The following is a 14,257-nucleotide window of genomic DNA, read 5'->3' as shown; positions in this document are numbered from 1 at the left end:
AGAAAATGATGATAGTTGACCTGATTGATGAAGTGGATTTTAAAGAAAAAATGTTGGGTATTGATGTTCCGGTTAGGGATTGTCAGACCTTAGAGGAGGTTGAGCAAGTTACGAAAAATTGGTTACTTGCAGATGCGGCACATGAAGCCATTTTAAGGTCCGCTTTCGATGAGCTCTTCGCTACTCAGGCCACTTTATTACCTGAGGTGCATCAAGTGATGGAACGTTTACTCAGTTGAAGGAGAATGTTTAACGCTTGGCTATTTTATACCAAATTGAATAGAATAGATAAAAATAAAATTCTCCTCTTAATATCCTGTTTGTTAATAAATAATTTTTAAATATAAAACATTATTCAAGCAGTAGCGTTAGTGTTTTAAAATTCGCCGCATGCGGTCATTATATGTTCAGTGTTGTCGCAATTGGTCACTAATTGAGCACTTGGTCATCGTACTATCTTTTTTACCGTGTAAAAGTGGCTTTATAAAGTGGGCTTATATGCACGGAAAATAAAAAATAATGAAATATTTAACCGTGACTTATCACCTAGGTTCACAGTTGTTGGGTCTAAGTGAGTGGTTGCCAATTCAACAAGGTGGAGTAATCGGATGGATCAAAAAATGAAAAGACGCCCAAAGTCGACAGATTATACGTCTGACTATAAGGCGGGGCAGGATAATGTTCAGATATTAGGGATGGACGTTAACAACCCCGTATTTACAACCAGCGCATTGGTGATTATTGGATTTATTGCATTTGCACTACTTTTCCCTGCAGCAGCGAAAGAGTGGTTAAATGGCGCGAAAGGTGGAGCTATCGCATCGTTTGATTGGCTATTTATGATAGGCGGGAACATTTTTGTACTGTTCTGTTTAGCTTTGATTATGCTGCCTGTTGGTAAGGTACGCCTTGGTGGTAATGAAGCTCGACCTGAGTTTACAACATTGTCTTGGTTCTCAATGCTGTTTGCAGCGGGTATGGGTATCGGTTTGATGTTCTGGTCAGTAGCTGAGCCTGTGGCTTACTTTACAGACTGGTGGGGAACACCACTTAATGTTGAGGCTCGCACAGATGAGGCTGCTTCTGCAGCCATGGGCGCAACCATGTTCCACTGGGGCTTACACCCATGGGCGATCTATGGTGTTGTGGCGCTAGCACTGGCATTCTTCTCATTTAACAAAGGCTTGCCATTAACGATCCGTTCAGCATTCTATCCACTTCTTGGTGAACGTTGCTGGGGACCAATCGGTCATGTCATCGATATTATTGCGGTCATTGCAACAATCTTTGGTCTGGCAACATCTCTTGGTCTAGGTGCGACGCAAGCAGCAGGTGGTTTGAACTTCCTGTTTGGTGTTGAAAATACTATCTCGACTCAGATCGGCATTATTATCGTAGTAACGAGTATTGCAGTGCTATCTGTAATGCGCGGTCTTGATGGCGGTGTAAAAGTGTTGAGTAATATCAATATGACACTTGCAGCTATTTTGGTGTTGTTTGTGGCAATCTTTGGTTCACTGATTGGTTTCTTCGGTCACCTATTTAACACCACAGTTTCTTACGTTGAATACATTATTCCGCTTAGTAACTGGATTGGTCGCGACGACAACAAATTCTATGAAGGCTGGACGGTATTCTACTGGGCATGGTGGGTGAGCTGGTCTCCATTCGTAGGTATGTTCATCGCGCGTGTTTCTAAAGGCCGTACGGTTCGCGAATTCATGATCGCAGTATTGTTGGTGCCAACGTTGGTATCTATTATTTGGATGTCTGCTTTTGGTGGCCAAGCGATCGATCAAGTACAAGGCGGCGTAGGTGCTCTAGCAGGCGGCTTAGGTGATGTATCCAGTGCGATGTTCCAGATGCTTGAAAATCTACCTCTTAGCACCCTGACGTCAATTGTTGCGATCATCTTGGTATTGGTATTCTTTATTACATCATCAGATTCTGGTTCGCTGGTAATCGACTCGATTACTGCTGGTGGTAAAGTGGAAACACCTGTGCCACAGCGTATCTTCTGGGCGTCAATGGTGGGGCTAATTGCTGGCGTGCTATTGTTTGGCGGCGGCTCTGAAGCACTAAGTTCTCTACAAGCAGGTGCTGTGACAACAGGTTTACCATTCACTGTTATCCTGCTGTTGATGTGTGTAAGCATTTACAAAGGCTTGCGTTCAGAGCTTTATTAATAAAAGCTTAAACTGAGCTGTATACAGAAGGCTGTTGGTAACGGCCTTCTTAATTTTTTTAGAGTTTTACAATTTAATTACGGTTGGTTTTGCTTCTTATAGGCAATTTAACAATATAATACGCATAACTAATAAGTTTCCGGTTTTAAAAATGGAATTTTATTAGTGATTAAATTAAACGGAATTCAAGGAAATTACTTGTGAAAAAATTATTGCTTTCTGCTTTATTGGCAACGACTTCAGTATCATCTTTTGCAGCGTACGGCCCTGCTGGTTGTGGTCTGGGTTCGGAAGTTATCTTTAAAGATGCTAATGAATGGCATGAACATGTTCTTGCTGCAACGACAAACGGAACATCAGGTAATCAGACCTTCGGCATGACTTCAGGTACTTTGGGCTGTGATATCCCTGATGCGCCACTTGCGGGTGGTGTTGCGTTATTTATCAATGACAATTTAGAGCCTCTAGCTGTTGATTCAGCGAAAGGTGAAGGTGAATCTTTGAATGCGCTTGCAGAGCTAATCGGTGTAGAAGCAGCAGACAAGGCTGATTTCAACCAAGAAATGCAAGCTAACTTTGATATGATTTTTGCGACGGCTGATGTGACTTCTGAGTCAGCTTACCAAGATATCGTTAAGGTTATGGAGCGCTCTCCAGTACTTTCTAAGTACCTAGGTTAATACTCTGATCTAAGTTATAAAAAGAGCGGCTTCGCCGCTCTTTTTTTATTGCAATGGATTTTTATGCGATCTCTAGCCCTATCTTCCGTACTTTCAACACTAATTCTTACCTCTTCTGCTTACGCAGACTTTTTATCGAACAGCCAAGTCGAGTTGTTAGCGAGCGACTCGCAATGGCTTAGCATGCTCCATTACGACCGAATTGGAGTGATTAAGCAGCAAGGTAGTCAGATTGAGGATAGTGAGTTCTTCTTGTCTCCTCGTGGACAGACATCTGCCTTGGATGAATTGACTGCGACCATTCATGCGTTTCAGAAAATAGACCAGACAGCTGAGCCAAATCAATTAGCTCAGTGTCGTTTTCCTGGCCGCTTTGCTTGGCTTAAATCGAAATTGCCACATAGCCAATTTAAAGAGGTTGACTGCCCTGAGTTTGAGGAATGGAAAAGCAAAATTAACGCAGAAAAAATTTACTTAGTATTTCCTTCCGCTTATTTAAATAGCCCATCCTCAATGTATGGGCACACTTTATTCAGGGTAAAGAAGAAAGGGAATGATACGCCATTGCTTGATTTTGCCGTGAACTATGCTGCAAATACAGATCCGAATGATAATCAACTGGTCTTTAGCTATAAAGGATTGACTGGAGGGTACCCTGGAGTTGCTTCGGTCATGCCTTATTACCAAAAGGTAAAAGAGTACAATTTCTTAGAGAACCGTGATATTTGGGAATACGAGTTGCTTTTAACTGATCAAGAAGTGGATCAGTTTATCCGGCATATTTGGGAGATTAAAGGTACATCTATTCCGTATTACTTTTTTTCACAAAACTGCTCTTACCAACTGTTAACAATGCTTGATGCGGCAAGCCCTAGATTAAACTTGGCGAGCCAATTTTCTTTGTGGGCCATCCCTGCTGATACCGTGAGGGAAGTTAAGGCTCAAGGGATACTGGGGAAGGCAGAATATCGTCCCTCTTCTTTAAATATAATTGAGAGTATGCTTGAGCAAGTTGAGCATAGCCAAATAGATATCGCTAAGCGTTTAGTAATACCCGAGCAATTGGATTTAACGGAACTTAACCAGCTGAGTGAAGTAGATCAGGCTCAAACTCTAGATATTGCTTATGAATACAGTCGTTATTTATCGGCTCGTAAGAAGTCGACATTAGCTCACCTGAGCTCGCGCTCAATCAAACTACTTTCTCTACGCAGTAAACTAGACGTGAGCAAAGTGTTTCTTCCAGTAAATCAACCCGCTGTTAGGGATGATCAAGGGCATAGCACTTCACGAATTGGTGTGGCCTTAAGACATCAAAATAGTAAGCAGTTCGGCATTATTGATTACAGGCCGTCTTACCACGATGTTTTGGATCCCCAAGGTGGCTATCTAAAAGGGGCTGAATTATCCATGTTTAGTGGCTCTCTTCGATTAAAAGACAGTGTTGAGTTGAACCACTTTAACTTTGTGAATATCCATTCTATGGCGCCTACCAATGCATTGATGATGCCAAAGTCTTGGCACATTAATGCCAGCTTAATACGAGATGTAGCATACGATGATGATTTGCTGTTCCGTCTTCACGGCGGGGCAGGGGGAACTACTCGATTATCTCCAAACGTATTAGTAGGGGGCTTTTTGAATGGCAGGGCTTCTATTGATTCCGAGCTTGATAAGGGATACCTGCTTCAATCAGGTCCACAATTAAAGTGGCTGTGGAATGGTAATAAAAGCAATGCCTTAGCAAGTTATCAATACCTCCTTGATCTAAGCTCGTTTGACACCGAACGGCATGAGGCAATTCTAGCTTACAGCTATGATTGGGCTAAGGATTGGCAGTGGCGTATTGAAAATCACTACACGCGTACAAACGCTGATTCATGGAATAGTATACAGTTTACTTTATTTCATTATTTTTAAAGTGTCTTTCTTTTGCTGGTGTTACAAAGCCTTTAAGGTAGCATCTTGATGTAACGGCAGACTGTAAAGGCAAAAGCCAGCATTTAGCTGGCTTTTTCGTGGGTAGGCTATTTCTTAAGGTTTTTCTGAATGGTCTCCGAGTACCATTCTAGGAAGTTCATCACACCGAACTCGTAGGTTTCAGAGTATGGACCAGGCTGGTAACCAATAGAGTTAATGCCTAACTGGTTTTGCTCACCAAGAATTCGGTCTTGATCATTGGTAGCGTCCCAAACTTGTCGCAGGCGAACAGGGTCGTAATCTTGGCCTTCCACTGCGTCTTTATGGACGAACCATTTAGTTGTCACCATTGACTCTTGAGCTGAAATTGGCAGTACGCGGAACACGATAAAGTGATCAGATTGCATGTGGTTCCAAGAGTTTGGTAGATGCAAGATACGCATTGAGCCAAGCTCAGGGTTTTGAATGCGGCCTAGCATTTTCTTACAGCCCGCTTCGCCATCAATCGTCATAACCTTTGTGCCTTTTTTCAGTGGCATACGTACAATACGGTTGCGCTTACCTGGTCCAAAGCTTTTATGCTCGTGAGGAATGCCCTCTGCGTCCCATTTAGCCGCTTGATCAGCATAATGATCTAGGAAATCTTGTGGCGCACGTGGGTCGTTCGTGTCGTCCCATTCCAGAATGGTGTTTAACAACTCTGGATGACTGCCAGCACAGTGGTAACACTCACGGTTGTTTTCCAATACAAGCTTCCAGTTAGCTTTTTCGTACATATTGGATTCAGCGGCCAGTTTCGTGTTTTCGACATCGTAAGGAGCCATGTACTCTTCAAGCGTTGCTAAGAACTCATCAAAGTCACCTTCCGGTGCTTCTTTGCCTAGTGCAACGAAGATAAAGCCGCCAGCGGTTTTACAATGTGCTTTTTTCAGTCCGTGCTGAGATTTATCGAAGCCATCGCCCATTTCGGTTCCCGCAAACAGCAGGTTGCCTTTCAAGTCATATGTCCACTGGTGGTAAGGGCAGACTAGGTTTGCCACTTTACCACGGTGCTCAAGGCAGATACGTGAACCACGGTGGCGACAAGTGTTATGGAATGCGTTAACAGAGCCATCTGCATCGCGAATCACCATGACAGGGTTTTGTGCAATTTCTACCGTGAAATAATCGCCACGCTTAGGGATTTCGCTGGTCATGCCAACAAATAGCCATTCCTTTTGAAATACCTCTTCTACGTCCACGCGAAACATGTGAGGGTCGTTGTATAGCGGAGCGTCCAAAGAGTGGTTCGCAGGACGAGCTTCCAACAGTTTTGACATTTCTGCGCGCGCATCTTCAATCGTAGAGTAACGCATGTTTAGCAGATCATTTTGATTCATGTTGAGTGATCCTCAATAACAAAAGCCGAGTTAATGTTGTTTCCCTCGTCGGAGCAACATGTCTTGGGCAGTTTAGACTGGCCCGTTGTCGTTATAATAATGACGCTATCGTCACCTAAGTTTGGCTTTGCAAGATGACCAAACACGACATCCTCTCATACATAAATCGACGCATGCCCTAGGCATAGCCATGGTGTCATAGTGGATTGACTGCTATGAGCAAGTCGATGTCGTTAAAGGTCAACTCAATTCTGATGCCTCGAACGACAATGCTCCCAATAGGTGAAACGTCAACGCCAATAAAGAGAGAGCCACTATGACAAACCCTACTACAGCTTCTTCGGCTGAATATCTTGCTCCCGTTAATACCCAGACTTGGGTTAATGGTCGTCACAACGTTCGCTGTGTAAGAGTTATTCAAGAATCTTGGGACGTAAATACGTTCTGTTTTATGGCGCAGCAGCCGGTCATGTTCTTCTTTAAGCCAGGGCAATTTGTCACGTTAGAGCTAGAAATAGAAGGCAAGCAAGTGATGCGTTCTTACACTATATCTAGCTCGCCTTCCGTGCCTTATAGCTTCTCTATTACGGTTAAGCGCGTTCCAGGCGGGTTGGTGTCGAACTGGTTACATGACAACATGGATGTCGGCGTTGAGTTGGCGGTGCATGGTCCTGTAGGGAACTTTAACTGTATTGATTTTCCTGCAGACAAAGTTTTACTGCTGTCCGGCGGTGTGGGGATTACCCCTGTCATGTCTATGGCTCGTTGGTGGTTTGATACCAGTGCGGATGTTGATATTTCATTTGTTCACAGCGCACGTTCTCCTCGTGATCTGATCTATCCTCGTGAGCTGGACCACATGGTTTCACGAGTGAATAATATTAGTGTTCATACCATTGTTGAACGAATGCACAATGGCTTAGCGTGGCACGGCTATCGCGGATACCTTGATGAGACAAAGCTGCTGCTGACAACGCCTGATTTCATGGAGCGCGAAGTATTCTGTTGTGGCCCTGCACCATACATGAAAGCGGTGCGTGAGTTGCTTAAGGCAAAAGGCTTCGATATGAGTCGTTATCATGAAGAGTCATTTGGTGAAACACCAGAAGCGATTGTCGAAGACGCCATTGAATTGGCTGAGGTTGCACAGGCAGAAGCTGACGCTCTGGACTCTGCAGATATGCATCGCGTTGAAGTCATCAGTAGTGGCATGACGATGAGTGTTCAAGTTGCGCCAAGTGAAACACTGCACAATGCTGCGGCTAAGTTGAATCTTCACATTCCTAAAGCGTGTGGTATGGGGATCTGCGGTACTTGTAAAGTGCTGGTGAAAGAAGGTGAAACGCATATGGAGGCCAATGGTGGTATTACAGACGAAGATGTGGCCGAAGGCTATGTGTTGTCTTGCTGTACCGTGGCTAAATCTGATGTTGTGATTGAATACTAACATTGTCTGAGGGCGCCCTATGGAAGCGGAACATATTGAAATTGCCGAGTTCATAGGGCGTTACCCACCTTTTTCATTTCTCCCCCAAGACGCGCTGTATTCAGTCGCTTCTGCCATCGAAATTAGTTATTACCGCCAAGGCGCTGACGTGTATTGTTTCGGCGATGAAATACACGACTTCTGCTTTATTCGTAGCGGTTCAGTTGAGATTTACCGCCGTAACGGACACCTCTACAACCGTCTTAGTGTTGGTGACGTATTTGGCCAGCTTGGCTTGCTGATGAAGAACAGAGTGCGTCTGCCCTCACGTGCTTTAGAAGACTCTCTAATCTACTTTGTCCCGGAAACGCTATTTAATGAGCTTTGCGATACTTTGATGAGTTCGCTTACTTTGTGGAGGTGGATGACAAACTACGGATCAAGATAATGCATTAATATTGTCTGATGATTACGAGACAGCGAAGCACGGTGACTATTTTGAGTCTTTGGCCGAGTTTGTCTCCGTTGCGGTTACCCATATTGTAGTGGGCGTATTATGGCCACTAATCCTAGATGGCGAAAAACACTATCAGAGTGGCGTACATGTTTTGCTGACTGGATTGATGTTCCTAATCCTGATGCCTTGCTTAATTGCTCTGTCTTCTTTGATCTAGAGGGAGTTTGGGGAAATGTCGCATGGGCGTACCAATTTATCGTAAACCGAGCCCAGAAAACGCCTAAATTCCTTGCTAGTTTGGCGCGAAATGCTTTGCTACGAACCCCGCCACTTGGTTTTTTCAAAGAGTTTGTCATGGAGCAGGATGGCGCCCATCGCCGCACAATCAACTTGAAACGACGTGGTACGGCGCCATTAGTGGATGTTATCCGCGTGCATGCTATGGCCGTTGGCTCTAGAGCCAGAAACTCCAGTGAGCGACTCGAAGATGTAATTGAATCTGGTATTTTACCGGACAAGCGAGGCCAGGAACTGAAATACGCCTTGGAGTATTTGGCAATGGTGCGGATACGTCATCAAGCGGAAGACGTTGAGTCTGGAGAAGAGGTAGACAATACCATTGAGCCTGACAAGCTATCTGATATTGAAAGGCGCAATCTAAAAGAAGCGTTTAATGTCCTCAGCAGTAGCCAGCGCTTTCTAAAATATCGCTACCCTTTTTCCTAAGTAGAGTTGCGCACATGTTTAAACACAAGCGACGTTTTTCATGGCTTGATTATCTACAAGAGCAAAGCAAAACGATTCAAGAGCCTTTGCTTAAGTGCTTTTATCAATCGCAGTTGGACTTCATACAAGATAAGACATTACGGGCAGCAGAGTTTGTCGCTTTGGACTTTGAGACGACGGGTCTGTGTCCAGAGCAAGATGAAATCGTGAGTGTTGGTCTGGTTCCATTTACTCTTCAGCGCATTAAAGTTGCCCAAGCCAAGCACTGGTTAGTGCGTCCCCAAGGACAACTCTCGGATGAATCAGTGGTGATTCATGGCATTACCCATTCAGATTTATCCCAAGCCCCCAGTTTGGATAAGGTGCTGCAGTCCTTGCTACCCGAATTACAAGGCAAAGTTGTTGTCGTGCATTATCAATTCATCGAACGCGAATTTCTGGCTCAGGCATCGGCTCGGCTAATGGGACAAGAATTGATTTTCCCTATGATTGATACCATGGCGATTGAGGCTCGATGGCACCGAATGGGTTGGCGCTCTGAATTGAAGCGCTGGTTTGGTGCTAAACAAGTTTCGATTCGACTTGCTGACAGCCGTGTTCGTTATGGTTTACCTCGCTACCAAATGCACAGCGCTTTGACTGATGCGATCGCGACGGCTGAGTTATTTCAAGCACAAGTCAGGCACCGTTTCTCAGATAGTGATTATGTTTCAGATGTCTGGCAATAAGTGTGCGTTATGCCCTAAAAAGGTGCTTAACGTGTCCGTGAAAATTATTTATTTAAGCTAAGCAAATGAAACCAATTTACCCTATGTTTAGAAAAGTGGTCTTGGTGATATCTGGTGACGACATTTTGTCGTTATGAGTTAAATTTTGCTTGGTCGTTTTTGGTTAAAAATGGTTTGATTGGTGTCGCTCATGTGATATTTCATCAGGGGGGCTCAATTATTATACGGTGTCTGTTTTGGCGTATTTATTTACTAAACAGACAGCATAAGTGGAGAGACGTATACCCAACAGCTAACTGTCGGTCCGTCATAATAAAAAATAAGTGAATATAGCCTATTTGGCCTGCTAATTGCTTACGCTATATATCACGTATAAGAGGGCACACTCATGGTCTCAACTTCCCAAACAAATGGTGCATCCAGCAATAAAAAAGTGACGCGCGTTGGTTTTTTATTGCTGGATAATTTTACAATGATTGCATTGGCTTCTGCTCTTGAGCCGTTGCGAATGGCCAATCAGCTCTACGGAGAAGAGCTTTATCAATGGTGCATGATTTCTGAGTCAGGCGATCCTGTCAGTGCAAGTGATGGCTTAAGTTTATCTGCTGATACCTCTATGTACGATATTCCTGAACTGGATATGATTATCGTAGCAGGTGGACTAGATATCACTAGGGCTTTTACTTCTAAGCAGGTTAGCTGGTTGCAACAAAAGGCTCGTAAAGGCATTACGCTCGGTAGCATTTGTACAGGTGCTTATGTATTAGCGCATGCGGGTCTATTAGATGGCTACAACTGCAGTGTGCATTGGGAATGTATGACGGCTCTTCAGGAAAGTTTCCCTAAAGTCCGTTGTAATAACCGTTTGTTCTCGATGGACGAGGGACGTTTCACGGCGACAGGCGGTAGTGCTCCTCTTGATATGTTCTTAACGATTATTGCTCGTGAGCATGGTGCAAAGCTTTCCAGCGCGGTGTCTGATATGTTTATCTGCGACCGTATCCGTAGCGAGTTTGATCAGCAGCGCGTACCTTTGCGTCAGCTTAACAAAGGCGGTTGTAAGCCAAAGCTCGTTGATGTGATTGAGTTGATGGAAAACAATCTGGAAGAGCCGATTGATCTAGATGAACTAGCGACATTTGTGGATGTGTCTAGACGTCAATTGGAACGTATGTTTCATAAATACCTTGATTGCTCACCTTCACGCTATTACCTAAGGCTTCGACTAGATCGTGCCCGTCAGTTGTTGAAACAATCAAGTATGTCTATCGTTGAAATTTCAGCGGCTTGCGGTTTTATCTCAACGCCTCACTTTAGTCGCTGTTACCGAAAACATTTGGGGATCTCGCCAAGAGATGAGCGTAAGGTGGCTTGGATGGGGAATATTACTCCGGTTGATCCTGATGCCATGGCAAATTTGGTATATATGCCGCATTCGACTCGCGCTTTGAACAGTGCCCACTCGGAACCAAGTTTTGGCTCCCTAGCAGCTATAAGCTAGCCCTTTGGCATTGTAATCTTACCGCTAAAATATTGATGAAAAGAGCCATATGTTGGCTCTTTTTTTATGGCACATAATAATTATTCCTATAAACAAAAAAACCACTCGAGTCATCGAGTGGTTTTTTGATCATTAAAGCTGCTAGTTAAAGTCTAAATTATAGAGACTCAAGCGCCGCGTTGAATGTCGCACTTGGGCGCATTACTTTCGCAACTTCTTCTAGGTTCATGTGGTAGTAACCTTCTAGGTTAGCTGCAGAACCTTGAACAGTGTTTAGCTCTTCAACGATTTTCGCTTCGTTCTCAGTCAGAGTCTTCGCAAGTGGTGCGAATTTCGCAGCCAATGCAGCGTCTTCTGTTTGAGCTGCCAATTCTTGTGCCCAGTACATCGCTAGATAGAAGTGGCTACCACGGTTATCGATGTCGCCGATCTTACGAGAAGGTGACTTGTTGTTATCTAGAAGCTGGCCAGTCGCTTTATCTAGGCAAGTTGCTAGTACTTTCGCTTTCTCGTTACCTTGCTTGATACCAAGCTCTTCGAACGATACTGCTGTCGCTAGGAATTCACCTAGAGAGTCCCAGCGTAGGTAGTTTTCTTCTTGAAGCTGCTGTACGTGCTTAGGCGCAGAACCACCAGCACCCGTTTCGTACATACCACCGCCATTTAGCATTGGTACGATAGATAGCATTTTCGCAGAAGTGCCTAGTTCCATGATTGGGAATAAGTCAGTTAGGTAGTCACGTAGTACGTTACCCGTTACTGAAATAGTGTCTAGGCCACGGATGATGCGCTCCATAGAGAAACGGATCGCTTCGTTGTAAGACATGATACGAATATCCAGACCTTCAAGATCGTGGTCCTGTAGGTATAGAGCAACTTTCTTACGTAGCTCGTTATCGTGCGCACGCTCTTCGTCCAACCAGAATACTGCTGGCGTGTTAGAGTTACGAGCACGAGTAACACCTAGTTTCACCCAGTCTTTGATCGCAGCGTCTTTAGTTTGACATGCACGCCAGATATCACCTGCTTCTACTTCGTGCTGCATTAGCACGTTGCCAGCGGCATCTACGACACGCATTACACCGTTAGCTTTTGCTTCGAATGTTTTGTCGTGTGAACCGTATTCTTCCGCTTTTTGAGCCATTAGACCAACGTTTGGTACGGTGCCCATTGTAGTCGGGTCGAATGCGCCGTTTGTTTTACAGAAGTTGATCACTTCTTGGTAAATACGTGCGTAAGTTGACTCAGGCATCACTGCTTTAGTGTCTTTAGTCTTGCCGTCACGGCCCCACATCTTACCAGAGCTACGAATCATCGCTGGCATAGATGCGTCTACGATGACGTCAGAAGGTACGTGTAGGTTAGTGATACCACGCACAGAATCTACCATTGCGATTTCAGGGCGGTGCTCGTAGCAATCATGGATCGCTTGAAGGATTTCGTCTTGTTGTGATTGTGGTAGTGTTTGAATTTTATCGTAAACGCTACCTAGGCCGTTGTTAGGATTAACACCGATTTGTTCGAACAGGTCACCGAACTTATCCCACACTTCTTTGTAGAATACAGTTACTGCGTGACCGAAAACGATTGGGTGAGACACTTTCATCATGGTTGCTTTCACGTGCAGTGACCACATGATGCCCGCATCTTTAGCTTCTTGTAGAGACGTTTCGAAGAAGTCACGTAGTTTGCTTGCGCTCATACGCATGCTGTCTAGCACTTCGCCTTCCAGTAAAGGAAGTGTTTTCTTAAGCTCAACGTTACCAGCTTGGTCTACAAACTCGATGCGAACGTCTTGTGCTTTGTCCATTGTCACGGACTGCTCAGATGAGAAGAAATCGCCGTCACGCATGTAGTCTGCGTGAGTTTGAGAAGTTTTCTTCCATTCACCCATGGAATGTGGGTGTTTACGAGCGTAAGCCTTAACCGCTGCTGGCGCACGACGGTCAGAGTTACCTTGACGAAGAACTGGGTTAACCGCACTACCTAGCAATTTAGCGTAACGTGCTTGAACTTCTTTGTCTTCTTCAGATTCAGCTGTTTCTGGGTAGCTTGGGATAGCGTAGCCTTGGCCCTGAAGCTCTTTGATCGCAGCGTTTAACTGTGGGATAGAAGCTGAGATGTTTGGTAGCTTGATGAAGTTTGCACTTGGATCAGCCGTTAACTCACCTAGGAAAGAAAGACCATCTTCAACGCGTTGATCTTCTGGAAGACGATCAGAGAACGCTGCAAGGATTCGGCCAGCTAATGAAATATCCGTAAGTTTTAGCTCGATGTCTGCTTCTTTCGCAAATGAACTAAAGATTGGCAGTAGTGAAGCTGTTGCAAGTGCTGGTGCTTCGTCTGTCAACGTGTAGTAAATCGTTTGTTTTGACATGTAATTCCCCTAACATTCTGGCTAGTTAGCCGCTTGGATAGAAGGTGACTTTTGGCCGCCATTCCCAGTAATCAATTTAATTATGATTAAAATTTTGGTCAATATACTACCTTAAATGAAGGTTTGAGAAATATTGACCGCGAATATAGTCAAGATTGATCTAAATGATTGTGGCGTATAATGGTCGATCAGCAAGAAGCTCACTGCATTATGAGCTTCTTGTATGATGTGTTGAGAAGTGACTTAGAAACGGGCTTCCAACTGCTTAATTAGGGCCTTGCGCTTAAAGATTAAGTGCCAACGTCGACCACCAACTTGACGCCAAAGCATGGCGGCACGTACACCAGCCATCAACAATGCTCTCACTTGGTTCGCTGTATGAGGCTGTTGCAGATGTCGAGCGTCGCCATGTACTTGTATACGAAACGACATCTTACTAAGTGTTTCTTGGTACATGCCTGAGATACCGGCAATCATGTTTTCATGTAGCACAGAATCAAAGTGCTCTTTCTGGCGTTCCACTTGTGATAAGTGTCTGCCAATTGCACTTAGGGTGTTGTTGTCTTTTTGCAGTTTGGATTCGAGATGAATCATGCTTAGCGCATAGCGAATGGTGTCAGGGTTAATCGCATCGCGACCTTTTCCCATCACTTCTTTGGCAATGCGACGACCTAAAGCCAAGTTACCCTGACAGTCGAATGAGCCACCGTAAATATCCTCCGTAGAGGAGGAATTTACGACCAAAATGCTTTCAAGTAATGGCTTGCTGTATGCTTCGTCTGCGGTGCCTTTGCGTGCCAAATTCGCAACCAGCTCTGCCGCTTGAAAAATAGCGGAGAGGGCAATGGCTTGCTCTTTTAAATCGTGTTGCATTGCT

The 14,257-nt window shown here is 44.5% G+C and carries 12 protein-coding genes and 1 pseudogene; 10 read left to right on the top strand and 3 right to left on the bottom strand.

Translation table 11 applies throughout. The features are described 5' to 3' along the window. The first annotated feature begins 5 nt into the window (after positions 1-5). The 4 genes from ACXAC1_RS01645 to ACXAC1_RS01630 all read left to right on the top strand — a co-directional run bounded on the left by ACXAC1_RS01645 (position 6) and on the right by ACXAC1_RS01630 (position 4,786). Positions 6-239, top strand: a complete 234-nt coding sequence (locus ACXAC1_RS01645) for a hypothetical protein (RefSeq protein WP_475058042.1) — start codon at positions 6-8, stop codon at positions 237-239. Positions 240-620: 381 nt separating this feature from the next. Then, on the top strand, positions 621-2,186 hold the full coding sequence (locus ACXAC1_RS01640) for a BCCT family transporter (protein ID WP_475058039.1): 1,566 nt from the start codon (positions 621-623) through the stop codon (positions 2,184-2,186). Positions 2,187-2,386: 200 nt separating this feature from the next. Continuing rightward, positions 2,387-2,866 carry a DUF3015 domain-containing protein gene (locus ACXAC1_RS01635; protein WP_475058037.1) on the top strand — a complete coding sequence of 160 codons (480 nt, stop codon included), beginning with the start codon at positions 2,387-2,389 and terminating at the stop codon, positions 2,864-2,866. A 63-nt stretch (positions 2,867-2,929) separates the two neighbouring features. After that, entirely contained in the window at positions 2,930-4,786 is a 1,857-nt protein-coding gene (locus ACXAC1_RS01630; RefSeq protein WP_475058034.1) for an Lnb N-terminal periplasmic domain-containing protein, read from the top strand. Positions 4,787-4,893: 107 nt separating this feature from the next. On the opposite strand, the gene ACXAC1_RS01625 is transcribed toward ACXAC1_RS01630, so the two are convergent. After that, entirely contained in the window at positions 4,894-6,165 is a 1,272-nt protein-coding gene (locus ACXAC1_RS01625) for an aromatic ring-hydroxylating oxygenase subunit alpha (protein ID WP_475058031.1), read from the bottom strand. A gap of 316 nt (positions 6,166-6,481) precedes the next feature. Between ACXAC1_RS01625 and ACXAC1_RS01620 the strand changes: the two genes are divergently transcribed. The 6 genes and pseudogenes from ACXAC1_RS01620 to gbdR all read left to right on the top strand — a co-directional run bounded on the left by ACXAC1_RS01620 (position 6,482) and on the right by gbdR (position 11,003). After that, complete coding sequence (locus ACXAC1_RS01620; RefSeq protein WP_133560542.1) at positions 6,482-7,612, top strand: FAD-binding oxidoreductase; 1,131 nt, start codon at positions 6,482-6,484, stop codon at positions 7,610-7,612. Positions 7,613-7,631: 19 nt separating this feature from the next. Further along, complete coding sequence (locus tag ACXAC1_RS01615; protein WP_475058029.1) at positions 7,632-8,039, top strand: cyclic nucleotide-binding domain-containing protein; 408 nt, start codon at positions 7,632-7,634, stop codon at positions 8,037-8,039. A gap of 10 nt (positions 8,040-8,049) precedes the next feature. Next, positions 8,050-8,168, top strand: a pseudogene (locus ACXAC1_RS01610) (DUF294 nucleotidyltransferase-like domain-containing protein); the annotation flags it as partial. Beyond that, positions 8,148-8,774, top strand: coding sequence for a putative nucleotidyltransferase substrate binding domain-containing protein (locus ACXAC1_RS01605; RefSeq protein WP_475063761.1), 627 nt, complete (start codon positions 8,148-8,150; stop codon positions 8,772-8,774). The pseudogene ACXAC1_RS01610 and the gene ACXAC1_RS01605, both read left to right, overlap by 21 nt. A 14-nt stretch (positions 8,775-8,788) precedes the next feature. Further along, entirely contained in the window at positions 8,789-9,502 is a 714-nt protein-coding gene (locus tag ACXAC1_RS01600) for a 3'-5' exonuclease (protein WP_475058027.1), read from the top strand. A gap of 388 nt (positions 9,503-9,890) precedes the next feature. After that, positions 9,891-11,003: a choline metabolism transcriptional regulator GbdR gene (gene gbdR, locus ACXAC1_RS01595; protein WP_475058024.1), complete on the top strand. Its 1,113-nt coding sequence runs from the start codon at positions 9,891-9,893 to the stop codon at positions 11,001-11,003. A gap of 157 nt (positions 11,004-11,160) precedes the next feature. Here the strand turns inward: gbdR and ACXAC1_RS01590 are convergent, their stop codons facing one another. Together ACXAC1_RS01590 and hflD are read right to left on the bottom strand one after the other, a co-directional pair. Then, complete coding sequence (locus tag ACXAC1_RS01590; RefSeq protein WP_475058022.1) at positions 11,161-13,380, bottom strand: NADP-dependent isocitrate dehydrogenase; 2,220 nt, start codon at positions 13,378-13,380, stop codon at positions 11,161-11,163. Between the two features lie 243 nt (positions 13,381-13,623). Beyond that, entirely contained in the window at positions 13,624-14,253 is a 630-nt protein-coding gene (gene hflD, locus ACXAC1_RS01585; RefSeq protein ID WP_475058020.1) for a high frequency lysogenization protein HflD, read from the bottom strand. Positions 14,254-14,257: the final 4 nt, after the last annotated feature.

This window comes from Marinomonas sp. AWM4_232 (genome assembly GCF_056158325.1).
This window is presented reverse-complemented; position numbering and strand designations above follow the sequence as displayed.